We start from the raw sequence: 19408 nt of genomic DNA, 5'->3' as shown, positions 1-19408 counted from the left end.
GGCGTGGCCGCCGGCGGCCGGTGCCGGCCGTTCTCCGCCGACGCGGACGGCATCGTCCGGGGCGAGGGCTGCGGCGTGGTGGTGCTCAAGCGGCTGACCGACGCGGTACGCGACGGGGACCGGGTGCTCGCCGTGCTGCGCGGCGGCGCGGTGAACTCCGACGGGCGATCGAACGGCCTGGTGGCGCCGAACCCGCGAGCGCAGGAGGCGTTGCTGCGCCGGGCGTACGCGGACGCCGGCTGCCCCGCGTCGACGGTGGACTACGTGGAGGCGCACGGCACCGGCACCCCGCTGGGCGACCCGATCGAGGCCGGCGCCCTGGGCACGGTCTGTGGTGCCGGCCGTCCCGCCGACGGCCCCCTGCTCATCGGCTCGGTCAAGTCCCGGCTGGGGCACCTGGAGGCCGCCGCGGGCGTCGCCGGCTTCATCACGGCCGTGCTCGCCCTGCACCACGGCACCGTCCCGCACACGCTGCACGCGAGCCGCACCAACCCGCACATCCCGATGGCCGAGTGGGGGCTGCGGGTGCCGGTGGCGGCGCAACCACTGCCGGCCGGCGACCGGCCGGCCCGCGCCGGGGTGTCCGCCTTCGGCTTCGGCGGAACCAACGCGCACCTGGTCCTCGAGGCATTCCCACCGGCACCCGGCGTGTCACCGGCCGCCGGGCGGTCCGCCGCGGCGGACCCGAGCGCGTTCCCGGCCGCGGGAGGGGGCGCTGGTGCGGATCGTTTCCCGGCTGTGGGAGAGGGCGTCGCTGGTGCGGATTGTTTCCCGGCTGCGGGAGAGGGCGTCGCTGGTGCGGATCGCTTCCCGGACGCCGGGGTGGCCGCGGCGGCGGCGCCGGATCCTGTCCGTGCGGAGGACCTGCTGGATCTTGTCCGTGCGGAGGACCTGCCGGGTCCTGTCCGTGCGGAGGACCTGTCGGATCGGACCGTGGTGTGTGTCGTCGCCGACCGCGACCCGGAACGGGTCCGCGATCAGGCCGGCTCGCTGGCGGCCTGGCTGGCGGCCCGCCCGGGCCGCGACCTGCCCGGGGACGTCGCCGGCACGCTGATGCGGCGAGGTGAGCGCGGGCCTGCCCGGGCCGTGGTGGTCGCCCGGGACACCGGCACGCTGGTGGCGGGGCTATCCGCCGCCGGCGCCGGGCGGGCCCATCCCGCGCTGGCCCTCGGCGGCGGTGACCGCGCCGCCGAGGGCGGCGTCTTGGTCTTCTCCGGGTACGGCGCGCACTGGCCGGGCATGGGCCGCGCGCTGCTGGAGACCGAGCCGGCATTCGGGGCCGCGGTCGACGAACTGGCCCCCGCCTTCCACGCCGAACTCGGCCTGGGCCTGCGCGAAGCGCTGAGCGGTGACGCCCGGCTGTCCGTGGCGCTGGCCCAGCCCGTCACGTTCGGGCTGCAGGTGGCGCTCGCCGCGCTCTGGCGCCGGTACGGCCTGCGTCCGGCCGCCGTGATCGGCCACTCGATGGGCGAGGTGGCCGCGGCGGTCGTGGCGGGCGCGCTGTCGCCCGTGGACGGCGTGCGGCTGATCACCGCCCGGGCGGGCCTGCTCGCCCGCGTCGGACCGGGTGCCATGGCCGTCATGGAACTGTCCGAGGAGGAACTCGGCGAGCTGACCGGCGACCTGCCGCAGGTGTCCGTGGCCGTGCTGGCCGCACCCCGCCAGCTCGTGGTCACCGGCCCGCCGGAAGCGGTGGCCACGCTGACCGCGCGGGCGGCGGCACAGGACCGCGCGGTACGTACGGTGACCACGGAGGGCGCCGGGCACTCGCCGGCGGTGGACTGGCTGCTGCCGGAGTTGCACGACGCGCTGCGCGGACTGCGGCCGAGCGAGCCGAGGCTGCCCTTCTACTCCACGGTCACGGCCGGGACGCCGGCGCTGGACGCCGGATACTGGCTGGCGAACCTGCGGAAGCCGGTGCGGCTGGCCGACGCGGTGCGGCGCGCGGCCGACGCCGGCTTCGCCTTCTTCCTGGAGATCTCGCCACATCCGGTGCTGCTCCGCCCGATCGGCCAGACACTGGCGGCGGCGGGCACCGCCGACCCGCTGGTGACCGGAACGCTGCGCCGCGATGATCCGGACGCCTTCGGCCGCAACCTGGCGACCCTCTGCGCGAACGGACACCGGGTACCGGCCACCTCGGCCACGATCCTCGACCTGCCGGCACCGCCGTGGCGCGGCGAGCGGCACTGGATCGAGGAGGTGCCGACCGTGCCCGACGGCCCGGCCGGCGCTGCGGGACCGGCCCTGCTGGGCGAGTTGCTCGCCCCGACGTGGTGGGAACAGCCGGCACCCCCGGCCGGCGTGGCCGGCCCGGTCACGCTGCTCGGCGAGGCCGGCGACCCACTGGTCGATGCCATCCTCATGGACGGGGAGGGTGACCCGGTGGTGTCGGTTGGCCTGGGTGACCCGGCGTCGGTCGGTGTGCGGTGTGCGGCGCTGGATGAGTCCTCGCCGGACCGGGACCTGGTCCTGATCGTCCCGCCCGTCGGCGCGCTGCCCGATCCGGCGGCCGCACTGCGGTTCGCCGGCTGGGCCGTGCGCGCGGCCGCCGCTGCTGCCCGGCGGTTGTTGCTGGTCACGCGGGGTGGCGCGGCCGTTGGACCGGCCGAGCCGGGCCTGCCGGACCTCGCCTGGGTCCGCGGGCTGGTCCGCACGCTCGCCTTCGAGCAACCGCTGACGCGCACCACCTGGCTGGATCTCGATCCGGACGAGGACCCTGCTACCCAGGCGGCGCGGCTGCGATCCGAGCTCGCCGCCGGCAGCGGGGACGATGAGGTCGCGTGGCGGGACGGGCAGCGCTGGGCGGCCCGGCTGGCCCGCGTTCCGGCGCCGGCCCGGCGTTTCCGGCCACCGGTACGGGCGGGCGGGGCGTACCTGATCACCGGGGGCTACGGCGGTCTCGGGCTGCGCGTCGCGCAGTGGCTGGCGGCGGCCGGTGCGGGCCGGCTGGTGCTGGTCGGCCGGTCCGGCCCGGCCGGGCACGCGGAACGGGCCATCGACGCGTTGCGTCGCTCCGGGGTCGACGTGCGGGTGCTGCTCGGCGACCTCGCCGACGACGGGGTGGCCACCCGGCTGGTCGCGGCGGCCGGGGGCGAGTTGACCGGCGTCGTGCACGCGGCGGGGGTGCTGCGCGACGGCCTGGTGTCCCAGCTGGCGGCGGGGCATCTCGCCGAGGTCTGGGCGCCGAAGGTTCTCGGCGCCTGGCGCCTGCACACCGCCGTCGTGGCGGCGGGCGCCGAGCTGGACTGGTGGGTGACGTTCTCGTCGGCGGCGGCCCTGCTCGGCTCGCCCGGCCAGGTGGCGTACGCGACCGCGAACGCCTGGCTGGACGCCTTCGCCCGGTGGCAGCGGGCGCACGGTGTGCCCGCTACCTCGATCAACTGGGGCACCTGGTCGGGCCTCGGCGGCGCGGCGGGCGTGCGCCTGCCCGGGCTGGACCCGATCGAACCGGACGAGGGCATCGCGGCCCTGGCCGGGCTGCTCTCCCGCACCCCGTGCACCGTCGGGGCGCTGCACTTCGACCCGGCCGCGGCGCTGGCCGTCTTCCCGGAGGCCGGCCGCCTGCCGTTCTTCGCCGAGCTGACCGCGGCAGCCGAATCGCGAGCGGCAGCCACGCTGGCTGGGGCACCTGGGCTGACCGGGGGACCTGGGCTGACCGGGGGACCTGGGCTGACCGGGGGACCTGGGCTGACCGGAGGACCTGGGCTGACGGCGGCAGCCGCGCTGACCGGGACAGCCGGGCTGACCGCGGCGTCGGTGGCATCCGGCGGTGGCTGGCCGCCCGCCGGGAAGCCGGGGTGGCCCGGCGCCGAACGGATCCGGGCCCTCCCACCGGCCGAGGCGGTGCGCGCTATCGGCGATCGGCTCGCCCACCACGTCGCGGCCGTGCTCGGCATGCCGCAGGCGCCCTCGCCGGACGCGCCGCTGGTGGACGCCGGCCTGGACTCGCTCGCCGCGATCCGGATCAAGAGCCTGGTCGAGCTGGACCTCGGCGCCGCGCTGCCCACCGCGGCCCTGGTCCGTGGCGCCACGCTGGCCGACCTGACGACAGCCCTGACCGCCGCCCTCGGGATCGCCCCGGGCGAGCGCCCGCCCGGCACCGCGCCGTCCCCGCCTCCGGCGGCATCCTCCGAGGAGGCCCTATCCGAGAGTGCCTCGCTCGAAGCGGCCCCCGACCCGGAGGTCCTGAGCGACTCGTCGGAATCGCCTCCCGCGACGAGGCCCGCCACTTCCGCCCCTGACGGTCTCTCCATTCGGGAACCACGTCCAATTCATGGGCACCCTCCCGCATATCGAGCATCACTTCCACATTCTGAGCAGCCGGTCCCGCACTCCGGCTCCAAACCTCGCAAACAGCTCATACCCCCGCCGCCTGGCGAGACCTTGGAGCGCTGGGGTGCGGAGCGCACCGCATCGCTCCAAGATCTGAGCAGCAACCCGGCAACGCCACCCGCGACAAGATCCACCGACCAGGCGACCCACGAACCGGACCACACCCCGCCCACCCCGCGAGTTCCATTCCGGACAGAACCTCCGCACCCGCGCTTGGCCGAGAACGCCCCGCCCGAGGCGCCTCTCGTCGCCGGCGACCCTCCCGAGAAGACCCCGGCCAAGAACGCCCGGCCCGAGAAGACTCCGGCCCAGGATGCCCGGCCCGAGGCGGCTTCGGCCGAGGGTGCGCCGGCCGAGGCCGGCGGGGTCGACGCCCGGGACGCCGCGGAACGGGCGGCGATCCGGCTGTTCGAGACCGTCCTCGGCCGGGCCGTGCCGGGCATCGGCTGGCGTGCCGTCGTACCGCAGGGGGACCTGGTCCGGATCGCCGAGGCGGCCCGGACCGGTTACGGCGCCGACGTGCGACTCGCCGAACTGCTCGCCGACCCCACCCCGCGGGCCCTCGCCGTGCCGCTGCGCGCGGCCGAGCAGGCCGAGGTCGGTGCGAGCGGCCCGGTTCGCCCCCTGCGGGTCGCCGGCGGCGGGCGCCCGCCGCTGTTCCTGGCCCATCCCGCCGGCGGCAGCACCTTCGTGTACCGGCAGCTGGCCGAGCTGCTCGGCCCGGACCAGCCGGTGTACGGGCTGGAGCGGTTCGGCGAAGGGGGGTCGGTGCCCGAGCGCGCCGCCCGCTACGCCGGCCTGATCCGCGAGGTGTGCCCGGCCGGCCCGTACCGGTTGGGGGGCTGGTCGTTCGGGGGCGTGCTCGCCTTTGAGACGGCGCGCCTGCTCGTCGCCGCCGGCGAGCGGGTGGACGCGCTGGTTCTCATCGACGCCGGGCTCCCGGCGCCGGTGTCCGCCGAGCGGGCCGCGCACCTGCTCACCGAGCGGTTCCTCGGCTTCCTGCGCTATCTGCGGGAAACCTACCGGGTGCCCGTCGACGTGGCACCGGCCCGGTTGCGCGGGTTGCCCGGTGACGAGCAGTTCGAGGTCGTCCTCGCGGAGATGGACCGGGTGGGCCTGACCGAGCGCCTGCCGCCGGCCGTGCTGCGCCACCAGATCGATTCGCACCTGGACACCCGGGCGCTCGACGACTACCTGCCCGGGCCGTACCGCGGGCCGGTGACGCTCTACCGCTGCACCCTGCCGACGCCCTGGGCGGTGCGGGATCCGCGGTATGAGCACACCGACGCCGCCCGTGGCTGGGACCGCTGGTGCGCCGAGCTGCGGATCGTGCCGGTCACCGGGCACCACCTGAATCTCCTCGACCCGCCCGCGGTGGACACGATCGCGGCGGACCTGCGCCGGCTGCTGTGACCGGCGTTCCGCATCCGAGCAAGGAGTCGCACATGTCCGAACTCGCCGAAGCCGTGCTGGCCGATGCGTCAGCGGCGGAACTGCTCGCCTGCCCGGTGCCCGCGCGGATCCGCGCCGCGCACCTGCGACGGGAGGACGTCGGCATCTTCTCCGGTGACGACGACCCGGACGTCCGTCGTTCCCTGCACGTCGGCGAGGTGCCGATGCCGCGGCTCGCCCCGGACGAGGTGCTGATCGCCGTGCTGGCCTCCGGCATCAACTTCAACACGGTCTGGTCGGCGACCTTCCTGCCGGTGCCCACCTTCGCCTTCCTCGCCCGGCTGGGCCGCCAGGATCCGTGGGGTGCGCGGCACGACCAGCCGTACCACGTCATCGGCTCGGACGCGGCCGGCGTCGTGGTGCGGGTGGGTTCCGGCGTGCGGCGCTGGTCGGTCGGCGAGCGGGTGGTGGTCGCGCCGGCCTATGTGGACAGTGAGGATCCGGTTACCCATCAGGACGCGATGACCGGGGACCAGCGGGCCTGGGGGTTCGAGACGAACTTCGGCGGGCTGGCCGATTTCGCCGTCGTCAAGGCGAGCCAGCTGCTGCCCAAGCCGGAGCACCTGACCTGGGAGGAGGCGGCCGCCAGCACGCTGTGCGCCTCGACCGCGTACCGGATGCTGGTGAGCCCGCGCGGCGCCCTGATGAAGCAGGGCGACGTGGTGTTGATCTGGGGCGCCGCCGGCGGCCTGGGCGGGTACGCCGTCCAGCTGGTGCTGGCCGGCGGCGGCATCCCGGTGGCCGTGGTCGGCTCGCCGGCCAAGGCCGAGCTGCTGGAGCGGCTCGGCTGCCGCCATGTGGTCGACCGGAACACGCTGCCGGCGGGCCCGGACGGCATGCGTGACCCGGCCACCTGGCGGGCGCTGGGCCAGCGGATCCGGGCGACGGCCGGCGAGGATCCGCACATCGTCTTCGAGTACACCGGCGCGGAGACCTTCGGCGCGTCGGTCTACCTGGCCCGCACCGCCGGGACCGTGGTGACGTGCGGCTCCAGCAGCGGCTACGAGCACCAGTACGACAACCGGTACCTGTGGATGCGACTCAAGCGGATCATCGGCAGCCACGGCGCCAACTATCAGGAGGCGTGGGAGGTCAACCGGCTGCTGCGCCTCGGCCGGCTGACGCCCACTCTGTCCCGGGTGTACCCGCTCGCCGAGGTGGGCGAGGCGACGCGGACGGTGCAGCGCAACGAGCATCTCGGCAAGGTCGGCGTGCTCTGCCTGGCGCCGGAGCCAGGGCTGGGGGTGTCCGATCCGGTGCGCCGGGCGGAGATCGGCGAGCGCCGGCTGGGACTGTTCCGCGAGGCCAGCGCGCTCGTGCCGGCCGCTATCGGGTGAGCCGGGCGCCCGGCGGACGCCGGAGCCGGGCGGTCCTCGCCGTCGTCGTGGCCACCGCGTTCCTCACCATGCTGGACAACACGGTGGTGACCGTCGCCGCGCCCTCGATCGCCCGCGACCTCGGCGTCGGGCTGCCCTCGCTGGAGTGGGTGGCGACCGGCTACATGCTGCCGTACGCGGGCCTGCTGCTGGCCGGCGGGCGGCTCACCGACCGGTACGGCATCCGCCGGGTGCTCCTGGCCGGGCTCGCGCTGTTCACCGCCGCGTCGCTGGCGGCCGGGCTGGCCGCCCACCTGGTCCCGCTCCTGGTGGCCCGCGCCGCGCAGGGCGCCGGTGCCGCACTGCTGGTGCCGGCGACCCTCGCGGCCGTGGCGGCGGCCGGCGAGCGGGAGCGCCTGCGCGGCGCGGCGGCCTGGACCGTCTCCGGCGCCGTCGCGCTCGCCGCCGGCCCGGTCGTCGGCGGCGCGGTGAGCGAGCACCTGCACTGGTCGTGGATCTTCCTGCTCAACGTGCCGGTCGGGCTGGCCGCCATGCTCACCGCCGGGTACGCGGTGCGCGAACCGGCCCGGCACCGACCGGCCACCCTGGGCCTGGCCCGGGTCTGCGCCGCCACGATCGCGCTGACCGCGGTCACCTTCGCGCTGACCAGCGGCACCGCGCACGGCTGGGGCACGCCCGCGGTGCCGGCCGCGGTCCTGGTGGCGGTCGTCGCGGCGGGCGCCTTCCGGGTCGCGGAGCGCCGCAGCCGCGTTCCGGTGCTCGACCCGCGGCTGTTCGCGCGGCCCGCGTACCGCGGCGGAGTGGCCGTGCAGGTGCTGTGGGGCCTGGGCGTCAACGGCGTGTACTTCTACACCGCGGTGTATCTGCAGGAGGTCCGCGGCTTCCCGCCCGCCGCCGCCGGCCTGGCCTTCCTGCCGGTGGCCGCGGCGGTCGCGCTGGGCGCGCCGTTCGCCCCGCGGCTGGTGCTGCGGTACGGCGCGCGGCGGACGGTCGCCCTGGGTCTGTTCCTGGTCGGCGCCGGCATCGGTACGGTCGCCCTCGCCAGCGCCGTCACCCCGGTCCTGCTGGCGGCGTTCGCTGTGATCGGGTTCGGTTCGGCGCTGACCGTGCCGCTCGCGGCTGTGGTGCTGGCCGCCGCGCCCGCCGGGCAGGCGGGGGTCGCGGGCGGGGTCTTCGCCGTCGCCCGGGAGGCCTCCGGCGTGCTCGGCATCGCCGGCGTCGGCGTGGTGGTGGCGGCGCACGGCGACCTCGCCGGCGGATACCGGCTGGGCCTGTGCGCCGCCGCCGGGCTGGTCTGGCTCGGCGTACTCATCGGCGCCCGGACCCTGCCGGGTCCGGGCGCCGGGAGCAGCCGCGTGGGGTCAGCCGACGGCGACGCCGAGCGCGCCCATCAGCTGCGGCCAGGAGGTGTGGAGTTCCCGCTGCCAGTACGGCCAGGAGTGGGTGCCGTTGAAATACTTGTGGAGGGTGACCGGGATGCCCGCGGCTGACAGCCGCCGGGCCATCATGGACGTGCTCAGGCCGACCGGGATCTCACCGAACTGCACCGGGCTCCAGAACCCGTTCGGATCGAGGTCGCCGGGCAGCCCGGTGCTGCCGCTGGACAGGTAGACGCTGGTGCCCTTGAGGTTCGGGGCGAGGTCCAGCGGGTTGTGCGCCCGCCAGTTGGCAGCCTGCAGGATCGGGGAGCCCCACATGGCGTTCGGGTCGTCCCCGTTGTCGGCGGCGGTCCGCAGCAGCACGGTCCGCAGCAGCGGATCGAAGAGGTTCAGCGGGGCGCTGTAGGCGGCCGCGGCCCGGAACGTGCCCGGATGCCGTCCCGCGTACGTCATGGCGCCCGTCCCGCCCGACGAGATGCCCGCCACGCCGCGGGCGTCACCCGCCCGGTAGCCGGAACGCAGCACCTGCCACAGCTCGGTGAGATGGAAGGTCTCCCACAGCCCGGCGTTCGGGCCGCCGTCCGGCCGGAACCAGTCGACGTACGTGGCGTCGCGCCCCGCCTCCGGCATCACGATCAGCACCTGCGCGTCGGCGCTGAGCCGCTCGATGTCGGTCTCCCGGGTCCAGGAGGTGTAGTCGTCGTTGCCGCCGTGCAGCAGATACAGCACCGGCCACGTGCGCGTCGCGTCGCGGGACCAGCCCGCCGGCACGATGACGCGGACCGGTAGCGACCGGTTGTTGGCGGGGGACTCGACCGTCAGGTCCACCGTGCGAGGGCCGAGCCAGCGCTCGGACACCACCTTGACGGCGGCGGCGTGGGCCGCGGAGCCCACACCCACGGCCGCTCCCGTCGCGAGCAGGACGGGCAGCAGCAACAGGGCACGCCTGCGGGTCCCGGCCATCAGCAGTTGCCCGTCGCGGGCCGGCCGGCGAAGCGGTCGGTGAACCAGGAGACCACGTCGCCGATCGCCTGGTTGTCGGCCAGGAGATGCTCGGACAGGTAGGTCCGCTGCCGGGTGGTGATCCCGGCCCGGCAGTACGCGGTACGCACGGCGTTCTCGACGTCCGTCGGGATGACCTCGTCGAGCAGGCCGTGGTACTGCAGCACCGGGAAGCCGATCCGGAATCGCGCGGTGGAGGTCGCCGGCCCGATGTCCACGCCGAGTTTCTGCGCGTCCACCACCTCGCCCCAGGTCACGCCGTCCGATCCGGCCAGCTTGAACAGCTGGTCGTAGTTCAGGCCGCCCACGGTGAGATCCTCGACCTTGACGCCGGCGCCCCGGGCGACCGTGCCGACCAGGCACAGGCCCCGGAGATCGGTCGCCAGCTGCCGGCCCCGGTCGTTCAGCACCGACTCGAACGGCAGCTTCGGGTACGCCGCGCGCAACCCGATGGTCGCGTCCACACTGAAGCCGGCGAACGGGCCGCCGTCGGAGCCCTTCGCGACCGCCCGCAGATCGGCGGGAACGCCGCCGGCCGCCGCCCCGGCCAGCTTGAGCTCGGGAGCGTACGAGGCGGCCAGCTGAGCCGACCACAGCGACGCCGCGCCGCCCTGCGAGTAGCCCCAGACGCCGACCTTGGTGCCGCCGCTCAGGCCGGAACCGGGAACCTGGAACGCCGCCCGGACCGCGTCGAGCATGGCGTGGCCCGCGTTGCGGCCGACCACGTAGGTGTGCGTCTGGCCGGTGAGGTAGCCGACGTCGTCGGTGGCCGCCACCGCCCAGCCGGCCTTCAGGATCGCCGCGATCTGGTCGCCCTCATACTCGTCCTGATAGGCGCCGGCCAGTTGCTTGGAGAACGCGCACTGCGAGCCGAGGCCCAGGGTGCCGAAGTGGAACGAGACGACCGGCCGGGTGCCGGGGCCGGTCCAGGCGGCCTTCGGCACCGCCACCAAGCCGGACACGGCGACCGGCTTGCCGTCGACGTTCGTCGACACGTACTGCATCTGCCAGGCGTTCATCGCGATATCGCCGGGCACCTCGGGCAGGGCCGTGGTCCGGCAGGCCAGCACCGTCCCGGGCGCGCCGCCGACCGAGGCCGGCGGGGTGTAGACGGCGCTTTCCGGCGCGGTGCAGGCCGCGCTCGCCGTCGCGGCCGGGGCCTGGGCCACCGCCGTCACGCCGGCCGCGCCCACCCAGAGCGCGCCGAGCACCCGGACCGCCGATCTCCACCTCATGAGTCCTCCCATCCTGCGGCCCGTGGGGATTACGGGCGCGTGCCGAAAGACTCGTGGGCGGGGCGCCGGGGATCTACATAGCCGGCTGACAAGCCGGCGGCGCGGGATGCGCATCGGCGTTAGTACGGATGCGGCGCCTTTTCAGCATCGCCCGGTGGTGAGCACGGGGCTGCTCGCTACCGGCCGGGCGGCGGGGAATCCGGCCGGCGCGGTCCGGCGCCGCGCAGCAGCGTGTCGATGATCCGGCCGGCCAGGACGTCGGGGTCGGTCCCGGCGTCGTCGCCGTGCAGGGACTCGCCGATGAGCGCGTAGTACACCCGCCGGGTCCAGTCGAGATCGGCCTCCGCGTCGAGCACGCCGAGGCTCCGCACCCGGCCGAACAGCTCCAGGCAACGCCGCGCCACCCGCTGCTGCATCTCGGCGACGACCGAGTCGGCGGCGGCCGGCTGCCCGAGCGCGAACTGCCAGCTGACCTTCGTCCGCAGGACGTTGACGGTGATCTGGTGCAACGCCACCAGCGGGGGCGCTGTCTCCGGCCGGCCGGCCTCGATGGCCTCGAGCAGCTGCCGCACCGCCGTGGTGGCCATGGCGTCCACCAGCGCCTGCCGGCTGGCGAAGCGCCGGTGGATCGTCGTGCGGGCCACCCCGGCCGCCTCGGCGACCTGCTCCATCGACGCGGCCGGGTTGCCGCTGAGCACCCGCTCGGCGGCAACCAGGATCGCGCGCATGCTGCGCTCGGCGTCGGCCCGCAACGGCTTGGTGGTCATCGCGCTCTCCTCTGTACCGGGTCAGCCTCGACGGTACATGACCGTCGCCGTTTTTCCGCTATCTGCTACACCTCTGTTGCAGATACCTGATTAACCGCTACTGTTCCGTCGTACCTCTAGTCGGATGGAGAAGCTGATGGAAACCCAGGAGCAGAACCGCACCGCCCTGGTCACCGGAGCGTCCGCGGGACTCGGCGCCGAGTTCGCCACCCAGCTCGCCGAGCGCGGGCACCACCTCGTGCTCGTGGCCCGCTCCGCGGACCGGTTGCGGCGGCACGCCGAGCACCTGCGCGCCACCCACGGCGTACAGGTGAAGGTCATCGCCCAGGACCTCGCCGAGCCGGACGCCCCGGCGCGGATCAGCGCGGCCGTGGCCGCGGCCGGGCTGACCGTGGACCTCCTGGTCAACAACGCCGGCTTCGGCACCGCCGGCCGGTTCGAGGAGATCACCGACGGTCGGGACCGGGAGCAGCTCATGGTCAACGTCGTGGCCCTCGTCGGCCTGACCCGCGCGCTGGTGCCCGGCATGCTCGCCCGGGGCCACGGCGCGGTCGTCAACGTCGCCTCCACGGCGGGCTTTCAGCCCTCGCCCTACTTCGCCACCTACAGCGCGGGCAAGACGTTCGTGCTGAACTTCAGCCTCGCGTTGCGATCGGAATACCGCGGCCGCGGCGTGCGCGTCCTGGCGCTGTGCCCGGGGCCGACCCGGACGTCCTTCTTCGACACCGTCGGCGAACGGGCCGCCCTCGGCGGCAAGCTGATGCCCGCCCGAGCGGTCGTCCGCGCGGCGCTGGTCGCCCTCGACCGGGACCGGGCGTACGTCGTGCCGGGCCTCGGCAACTCCCTCAACGCGCACCTCACGCCCCGGCGCCCCCGCCGGATGGTCACCGCGATCGCCAAGCTGGTCACCCGCTCGGTCCTGGAGACGCCCGCGGCCCGGGCCGCGTAGTCCCGGACATCTGCCCGATCGACCGCCGTTGGAGGATCCGCGATGACCAGCATCCTGAGGGTCCAGACGATCCCGCCCGCACCGATCCAGTTGCTCGTCGCGGCGGGTGGCGTGGTGATTCTGCTCCGGTGGGGTCTGAGTACGAGAACTCTGGTCGGCCCGGTCGCCGCGGTGCAGCCTGTGGGTGTTCAGCGGTATCTCAAGGAGGCCCAAGGTGGAACTGCCCAGTGACCCGTCCGTGCCGCCGCCGGGGCAGGTGAGCGCCGCCCTCGACCGTCTGGTCGAGCGTGGCGTGCTCGACCGCTCGCAGGCCGGCGAGGTCCTGGCGGAGCTCGCCGCGCCGCCACGACCGCCGCGACCGCAAGGTCTGGGACGGCTCTTCGGCGAGATCGCCGGATACCTCGGCGCCTCGTTCGTGGTGGGGGCGACCATCCTGTTCCTCGGCGAGGAATGGGAGGTTCTCGGCCGGGTGGGACGGTTCTGGATCCTCGCCGCGATGGCCGCGATCCTCGGCGGCAGTGGTCTGGCGATCCGCTGGCGGGCGGCGCCGCGCGGTTCCGCGTGGTGGCGCCACCGGCCGGGGGACAACGTCAGCCGTCGGCTGTCGAGCACCCTGCTGACCGGCGCCGCGGCTGCCGCCGGCTTCGCGGCCTACGTGAGCCTGGAGCGCGCCGCCCAGGCCGACGGTCAGCTGGCGGCGGACAGCGCGGGGTTCGTGGCGTCGGTCACCGGGCTCGCGGTGGTGATCGTCGGGTATCTGATCGCCCGCAGCGCGGTGGGCCAGCTCGGCATCGCCGTGGCGGCGTGGGCGGTGTACGCCACGCTGCTGGACCTGCTGGGGGGCGACGACGTGGCCGCCCTCGGCCTCGGCACGCTCGCACTGGGCGCGGTCTGGGCGCTGCTGGCCTGGCAGCGGCTGGTCGCGGAACGCCGTTTCGCGCTCGCGCTCGCGGTGACCTTCGGACTGATCGGTGCGCAGCTGGTCGTGGCCGACGGCGCCGAAGCCGCCAACTTCCTCGGGTACGCCCTGACGGCGCTGGTGGCCGGGGTCTGCTTCGCGGCGTACGCGTGGACCCGCGACTGGGTAGTGCTGGCCGGCGGGGTCGTCGGGGCGACCCTCGTGGTGCCGGAATTCCTGTACGACGTGACCGACGGCTCGCTCGGCGCCAGCGGCGTGCTGCTGGTCGCGGGCGTCACGCTGCTGGCCGGGAGCCTCGCCGGGCTGCGCATGCGCCGCAATCCCCGTCCTTGACGGGGGTCTTGTCGAGCGGCTGAGGTCTGTCGAAGGCGGCGAGGAGTATCCCGGCACCCACCGAGAGAACCCCCAGGACGAAACCCATCACGGGTCTCACCGTGGCCTACTCAGGTGTGCCTCCCGACAACGCTCAGTGTCGGGAGGATGAATGGACGCACATCAAGGCCGGTCTGCCTCGCGCACCGCGAGGTAGGTCGCGTGGACCGCGAGGATGCGCTCGATCTCGTCGATGATCGGGGCGAAGAACTGCCGCCGGTGGTCCGCGTCGCTCATCGAGGTGACCGCGAAGTACATGCTGCCGAAGCCGGCGAGCAGCGTGGCGTTGCGCAGCAGGGCGACCGGCACCCCGGGCAGCAGGCCGGACCGGGCCGGCGTGCCGCCGATCCACTGTTCCGCGGTCTCGGGCGTGACCACGATGACGCCCAGGATGAGGAAGAAGGTGAACAGCGCGGTTCCGACGATCACGGCCTGCACGAGCTGGCGGGTCGCGAGCATCACCAGCAGGTTGCGTTCCTGGCGCCCGTTGAGCGGCACGGCGGGCAGCAGACCGCCGGGCGCGATGTCCGCGACGGCGACCTCGGCCAGCGGCGTGCCCTGGCCCGCCGCCTCGAGCCGGGGCGCGCTGAGGTCCTGCTCGACCCGGCCGATCTCGTCGCGCAGCCGGGCGGCGGCCGCCAGCACGGTGACGGCGGCGAACAGGGCGACGACCAGGGCGAGCCGCCACCAGTCGAGCCGGTTCATGGCCTGCCACAGCTCGCCGGTGAAGAACAGGAAGAGGGTGACGAAGAGCAGCACGGGCAGCGCCCGGCCGAGCAGGCGCACGCTGTTGCGCAGGTCGTAGACCGCGTGCTGGACCGCCCGGCGCACCAGCGTGCCGAGACCGTAGGTGGTCGCGAGCAGCGTGGCGACGAACGCGACCGCGAAGAAGATGACGAACCCCAGCAGGCCGACGACGTGACCACCGGGCGGTGTGATGGTGCCGTCCACGGCCAGCTGCAGCAGCGGTACGGCGACCGGCATGGCGACGTACGAGGCGAGGATCGCGATCGTGGTCACCCGCGAGAAGTGCGGCAGGCGGCGGACGAACAGGGCGACGACGACGCGGACGACGACGGTCACCAGGATCACCCCGGCGAGCAGGATCCAGCGCCAGGAGCCGCGGCCCGCAGCGGGACGAGGAAGCCCAGGCTGGCCAGCGCCACGAAGGCCAGGGACGGCAGCATCCGGGGCAGCACGTGGCTGACGAAGCCGTACCCCTCGATCATCGACGGGACGCCCTGGCGGACGAACCAGCGCTCGGTCAGGTCCGCGAGCGCGCCGGAACCCGGGTGCCTCACGAGGTGATCATCTCACGGTCGCGATTCCGGGACTTCTGTCTGCCGCGTCAAAAGTCTGTCCATCATGAGCGAAAGAAGTTAACCTTCGGCGATGGGCCGTACCGTTGCGCGTCGATGGGTCGCTGTCCTGCTGGTGGGCCTGTTCGCCGGGGCGGCGGCGGCACCGTCGCCCGCGCTGGCCCACGGGGGGCTCGTGGTCACCGTCCCCGCGAACGGCAGCGCGGTGGCCGACCCGGTCGAGGCTGTGTCGCTGACGTTCACCGAGAAACCCGCACCGTTCGCGTTCTTCACCGTCACCGCGCCCACCGGAGTCCGGGTCGACAACGGTTGGTCGAACGCCGAGCCGGTCCGGCTCGCCAAACCGGTCACCGAATACCAGCTCACCGATGGCGTGTGGCAGCCGCAGCTCTACCCCACCGGCTTCCCGGTCAAGGTGGCCGTGACCCACTGGCCGGCGCCCGGCAGCTACGTGGTGGCGTACCACACCGTGGCCTCCGACGGCGACCAGGTCAAAGGGGAGTTCCGGTTCACCTACAGCGGTGCCGCCACCCCCGCGCCGCCCGGCTGGCAGGCGCCCGCCGACCAGCCGAAGGCCGAGTTGCTCGCCGCCGCGGCCGGCCCGTCAGCGCCCGCGCCGAGGGCGGCGGCGCCGGCCCCGGAAGACTCCAGCGTGTGGGTCTGGCTGGTGCCAGTGCTGCTGATCGTCGCCGCCGTGCTGTGCTACCTGGTGGTCCGCCCGCCGTCCTTCGGGTCGGCGCGACCGGCCGGGCGGCGCACCGTCCGCTGACGGCGCCGGCACACGGATTTCTCCGGCCATGCAACCTCGGGCGCGGGCGCTGTCGTCGTACAGCCGTCCAATGACTTCGAGGAGGGTGGCACGTGGAGCGAGCCGACGAGGACGACTTCCACGCGTACGTGTCGGGACGGCTGGAACGGTGGCGACGAACCGCGTATCTGCTGTGCCAGGACTGGCACACCGCGGACGACCTGGTGTCGATCACCGTGACCAAGCTGTTCCGGAACTGGCGCAAGGTTCGCACGGCGGACAACCGGGATGCGTACGCCCAGCGGGTGCTCAGCCGGACCTGGCTGGACGAGTCCCGGCGGGCCTCGCGCCGCGAGTGGACCCAGTCGGAGCCGGTCGAGGTCGGCTGGTCGGTGCCGGACCGGATCGTTGACCGGGAGTCGCTGGCCCGGCTGCTGAAGGCGCTCGGCCCGAAGCAGCGCGCCGTGCTGGTGCTGCGCTTCTACCTCGACTATTCCGTCGAGGAGACCGCCGACATCCTGCGCATTTCGGCCGGGACGGTCAAGAGTCAGTCAGCCCGCGGGCTGGAAACGCTGCGTGCGGCCGCCGTGTCGCCCGGCAACTGAGACGGAGGCAGAGATGGGAACCCAACTGTTCGACCAGCTGATCGGCGACGTTCCGCCCACGTCGGTGGACGTGGCCGCCATCGTACGGCGGGAGAAGCGCCGGAGCATGGCCCGGCGGGTCACCGGGGTGGCGACGGCGGTGGTGGCACTGTCGGTGACCACCGCGATCGGCCTCAACATGACCACCGGCACCGGCACGTCGTCACCACCGTCGGTGGCCGGCGGGTCGGCCCCGGCCGGCAGCGGCACGCCGGACACCCGGTTCGTCCTCGTCGCGAACAACGAGGAGTCGGCCGCGGCGTCGGCGAAGCGGCTGGGCGCGGCCCTCGACGCGGCGTTCCGGAAGGAGGCGCCCGGCGCCAGGTGGATCTTCGATCCCGAGATCCCGGGTCAGACCGGGCCCGACGACCAGCCGCCGAAGCTGTCGTACGTGGTGGTGGACGGGGCCTCGAAGAAGTCCCAGGAACTGTTCCACGGCGGCAGCGGCGTGCTGAACGAGGGCCGCAAGGGCAGCCTGCGCCTGGGCGTCAATGCCGCCGAGGGCATCGGCGAGGACGGCACGCCGCAGCGCAAGGCCGGCACCTGCCCGCCCTCGGGGAGCGAGTGTGCGGCGGGCGTCGCGCCCAACGGGGCGCCGACGATCGTGCTGAGCAAGGCCTTCGACAACAAGGTGCGGGTGTACACCGCCGAGGTGGCCCTGCCGGGCGGCCGCGCGCTCCGGATCACCGTGAACAACAACTACGGCGCCGCGGGCGATGGCGCGGCCCGGCAGGCCACCCCGCTGACGAGCGCGCAGGCGCTGGCGATCGCCGTGGAGGTGGCCAGCCACATCAAGGCCTGACGCCGCGGACCCACTCGAGCCTTCGCCGGCCCGGAGCAGCCACGGGGCTGTTCCGGGCCGGCGAAGGTCGCTCAGAAGACCCGTACGGCCGCCTCGGCCGGCGCCGCCAGCAGGCTGTCGATCTCGTCGTCCAGCCGCACCAGCGTCAGCGAGGCGCCGGCCATGTCCAGCGACGTGCAGTACTCGTTGACGTAGCTGCGCCCGACCGTGATGCCGCGCCCGGCCAGTTGCCGGTGCGCGTGCCGGTAGAGGATGTACAGCTCGCTGATCGGCGTGCCGCCCAGCCCGTTGATCATCAGCGCGACCCGGTCGCCGGAGGAGTACGGCAGGTCGCCGACCACGGCCGCCAGCATGTCGTCGACGATCGCGTCCGCGTCCTTGATCGTGCGGCGTTCCCGGCCGGGCTCGCCGTGGATGCCGACCCCGAACTCGATCTCGTCGCCGCCCAGCTCGAACAGCGGCGAGCCCTTCGCCGGTGGCGTGCAGGCGGTCAGCGCGACGCCCATGGTGCGCGTGACGTCGTTGACCTCGCGCCCGATCCGCAGCACCTCGTCCAGGTCAGCGCCCTGCTCGGAGGCGGCGCCGACGGCCTTGATCACGAAGAAGTTGCCGGCCACACCGCGCCGGCCGACCGTGTAGGTGGAGTCCTGCACGGCCACGTCGTCGTTGACGGTCAGGATCTCCGCGCGTACGCCCTCCGCCTCGGCCATCTCCTTGCCCATGTCGAACGCCATCCGGTCGCCGGTGTAGTTGTTCACCAGCAGCAGCACGCCCTTCGGCGACGCGAGCAGCTTCGCGGTCTCGTACACGTAGTCCATCGGCGGGGCGGCGAAGACATCGCCGGGGCAGGCCGCGTCGAGCATGCCGCGGCCGACCACCATGACGTGCGCCGGTTCGTGGCCCGATCCCGAGCCCTGCACGATGGACACCTTGTCGTCGCGGGGTGCGTCCGTACGCATGATCAGGTTGTAGGCCGGGACGTACCGGAGCGTGCCCGGGTTCGCCAGGGCGACGCCTTCGAGCATCTCGGCCACGTAGTTCTTCGGGTCGTTGACGAACTTCTTCATGACGCCGCTCCTCGCTGCTGCCAGGTCTGGTTGATCCGCTCGACGATGACCGCGACCGCGGTGGCGCCCGCGTCGACCGAACCTCTGCTGCGCTCGCCGGTGTACGCCGCGCGCCCGCGCTTCGCGACCATCTCCTTGGTCGCCTCGGCCGCCTCCCGGGCGACGACCGCGGCCACCCGCAGGGCCTCCCCGGCGCCGGCGCCGGCGGCGAAGTCGCGCTCGAGGCGGTCGGTCATCGGCACCAGGACGTCCAGCAACGTCTTGTCGCCGACGTCCGACTGCCCGCGCGCCTTGATCCCCTCGATGGCCGCCCGCAACATCGCCACCACCTGCTCGCCGGAGAGATCCTCCGCCGATCCGGCGGCGGCCCCGGCGCGCAGGAAGGCGGTGCCCCAGAGCGGCCCGGACGTGCCACCGATTCGGGAGGCGATGATCATCCCGCTGCGCTTCAGGAACGTCCCGGCGTCGCTGCGGTCGATGCCGTCCCAGCCGTCGATGACCTTCTCGAACCCGCGGGCCAGCGAATAGCCGAGGTCACCGTCGCCGACGACGGCGTCGAGGTCGCCGAAGTACTTCTCGTTCTCGATCGCGGTCTCGGCGATCGCGCGGACCACCAGCTCGGCGCCCGGCAACGCGTTCCCCCTCATGACGGTCCCTTCAGGCAGGCGCGCAGGTCCGCGAGCGTGAGGTAGGCGCCCGGGCGGGCCTCGCTCCGGTTCGCCAGCACCTCGACCGGAGGCCGGCCCGGGTCGCCCAGTTCCGAGACCACCAGCGCCGCCTCGCCGAAGTCCTCGTCGCGGGTGTAGCCGTTGACCGTCACCAGGCAGCGCAGTCCGGCGCCGGTCGCGGCGAGCAGCCCGTTGCGGGAGTCCTCGACCACGAGCGTCGCCGCGGGGTCCAGGCCGAGCCGGTCGGCGGTCAGCCGGTAGATCGCCGGGTCCGGCTTCTTCGCCGGCACGATGTCGCCGGCGAACACCGGGATCCGGGCGGCGGCCGGTCCGCCCACGGCGTTCGCGAGCACCGCCCGTACCGAACTCCTCGGCCGACGTCGATGCCACCGCGACCGTCCAACCGGCCGCGA

Annotated in this window: 16 protein-coding genes and 1 pseudogene; 9 read left to right on the top strand and 8 right to left on the bottom strand. The window is 74.1% G+C overall.

The features are described 5' to 3' along the window. Positions 1-3 precede the first annotated feature (3 nt). From DMB66_RS62695 to DMB66_RS24075, 3 genes and pseudogenes are all read left to right on the top strand, one after another. On the top strand, positions 4-5748 hold the full coding sequence (locus DMB66_RS62695; RefSeq protein WP_199752597.1) for a type I polyketide synthase: 5745 nt from the start codon (positions 4-6) through the stop codon (positions 5746-5748). 32 nt (positions 5749-5780) lie between these two features. After that, positions 5781-7124: a crotonyl-CoA carboxylase/reductase gene (gene ccrA / locus DMB66_RS24080; RefSeq protein ID WP_125806395.1), complete on the top strand. Its 1344-nt coding sequence runs from the start codon at positions 5781-5783 to the stop codon at positions 7122-7124. Then, a pseudogene (locus tag DMB66_RS24075) lies at positions 7121-8320 on the top strand (MFS transporter); the annotation flags it as partial. The gene ccrA and the pseudogene DMB66_RS24075, both read left to right, overlap by 4 nt. A 165-nt stretch (positions 8321-8485) precedes the next feature. On the opposite strand, the gene DMB66_RS63985 reads toward DMB66_RS24075, so the two are convergent. The 3 genes from DMB66_RS63985 to DMB66_RS24060 form a co-directional block, all read right to left on the bottom strand. Further along, a complete protein-coding gene (locus DMB66_RS63985; RefSeq protein ID WP_125806393.1) occupies positions 8486-9466 on the bottom strand; it encodes an alpha/beta hydrolase family protein in 981 nt (326 codons plus the stop codon). Next, entirely contained in the window at positions 9466-10740 is a 1275-nt protein-coding gene (locus tag DMB66_RS24065) for a lipase family protein (RefSeq protein WP_199752596.1), read from the bottom strand. The genes DMB66_RS63985 and DMB66_RS24065 overlap by 1 nt, the downstream gene beginning before the upstream one ends. Positions 10741-10916: 176 nt before the next feature. After that, a complete protein-coding gene (locus DMB66_RS24060; protein WP_125806391.1) occupies positions 10917-11507 on the bottom strand; it encodes a TetR/AcrR family transcriptional regulator in 591 nt (196 codons plus the stop codon). 136 nt (positions 11508-11643) lie between these two features. Here DMB66_RS24060 and DMB66_RS24055 point away from each other — a divergent pair, with 136 nt between their 5' ends. Genes DMB66_RS24055 through DMB66_RS24045 form a run of 3 tightly spaced genes read left to right on the top strand, consistent with a single transcriptional unit; the run spans position 11644 to position 13708 of the window. Beyond that, positions 11644-12456 (top strand): SDR family oxidoreductase, encoded by an 813-nt coding sequence (locus tag DMB66_RS24055; protein ID WP_125806390.1) that lies wholly within the window; start codon positions 11644-11646, stop codon positions 12454-12456. A 42-nt stretch (positions 12457-12498) separates the two neighbouring features. After that, positions 12499-12687, top strand: coding sequence for a hypothetical protein (locus DMB66_RS24050; protein ID WP_125806389.1), 189 nt, complete (start codon positions 12499-12501; stop codon positions 12685-12687). Then, entirely contained in the window at positions 12671-13708 is a 1038-nt protein-coding gene (locus DMB66_RS24045) for a DUF2157 domain-containing protein (protein WP_125806388.1), read from the top strand. The genes DMB66_RS24050 and DMB66_RS24045 overlap by 17 nt, the downstream gene beginning before the upstream one ends. Positions 13709-13870: 162 nt before the next feature. Here the strand turns inward: DMB66_RS24045 and DMB66_RS24040 are convergent, their stop codons facing one another. Beyond that, positions 13871-14830 carry a hypothetical protein gene (locus DMB66_RS24040; RefSeq protein WP_125806387.1) on the bottom strand — a complete coding sequence of 320 codons (960 nt, stop codon included), beginning with the start codon at positions 14828-14830 and terminating at the stop codon, positions 13871-13873. Positions 14831-14835: 5 nt separating this feature from the next. Further along, positions 14836-15048, bottom strand: a complete 213-nt coding sequence (locus DMB66_RS24035; RefSeq protein ID WP_125806386.1) for a hypothetical protein — start codon at positions 15046-15048, stop codon at positions 14836-14838. Between the two features lie 91 nt (positions 15049-15139). On the opposite strand from DMB66_RS24035, the gene DMB66_RS24030 reads away from it, so the two are divergent. The 3 genes from DMB66_RS24030 to DMB66_RS24020 all read left to right on the top strand — a co-directional run bounded on the left by DMB66_RS24030 (position 15140) and on the right by DMB66_RS24020 (position 17260). After that, complete coding sequence (locus DMB66_RS24030; protein WP_125806385.1) at positions 15140-15835, top strand: copper resistance CopC family protein; 696 nt, start codon at positions 15140-15142, stop codon at positions 15833-15835. 92 nt (positions 15836-15927) lie between these two features. Beyond that, on the top strand, positions 15928-16419 hold the full coding sequence (locus tag DMB66_RS24025) for a SigE family RNA polymerase sigma factor (protein ID WP_125806384.1): 492 nt from the start codon (positions 15928-15930) through the stop codon (positions 16417-16419). 13 nt (positions 16420-16432) lie between these two features. Continuing rightward, positions 16433-17260 carry a hypothetical protein gene (locus DMB66_RS24020; protein WP_125806383.1) on the top strand — a complete coding sequence of 276 codons (828 nt, stop codon included), beginning with the start codon at positions 16433-16435 and terminating at the stop codon, positions 17258-17260. 71 nt (positions 17261-17331) lie between these two features. Here DMB66_RS24020 and dhaK read toward each other — a convergent pair whose 3' ends face one another. Genes dhaK through DMB66_RS24005 form a run of 3 tightly spaced genes read right to left on the bottom strand, consistent with a single transcriptional unit; the run spans position 17332 to position 19348 of the window. Next, the gene (gene dhaK / locus DMB66_RS24015) at positions 17332-18327 is read right to left on the bottom strand and encodes a dihydroxyacetone kinase subunit DhaK (RefSeq protein ID WP_125806382.1); all 996 of its coding nucleotides are present in this window, start codon (positions 18325-18327) and stop codon (positions 17332-17334) included. After that, on the bottom strand, positions 18324-18974 hold the full coding sequence (dhaL, locus tag DMB66_RS24010) for a dihydroxyacetone kinase subunit DhaL (RefSeq protein ID WP_125806381.1): 651 nt from the start codon (positions 18972-18974) through the stop codon (positions 18324-18326). Before dhaL ends, dhaK begins: the two co-directional genes overlap by 4 nt. Further along, on the bottom strand, positions 18971-19348 hold the full coding sequence (locus tag DMB66_RS24005; protein ID WP_233624803.1) for an HAD-IA family hydrolase: 378 nt from the start codon (positions 19346-19348) through the stop codon (positions 18971-18973). Before DMB66_RS24005 ends, dhaL begins: the two co-directional genes overlap by 4 nt. Positions 19349-19408: the final 60 nt, after the last annotated feature.

Source organism: Actinoplanes sp. ATCC 53533, from assembly GCF_003947245.1.
The sequence above is the reverse complement of the archived record's forward strand: the minus strand, read 5'-3'. Positions and strand labels throughout refer to the sequence as shown.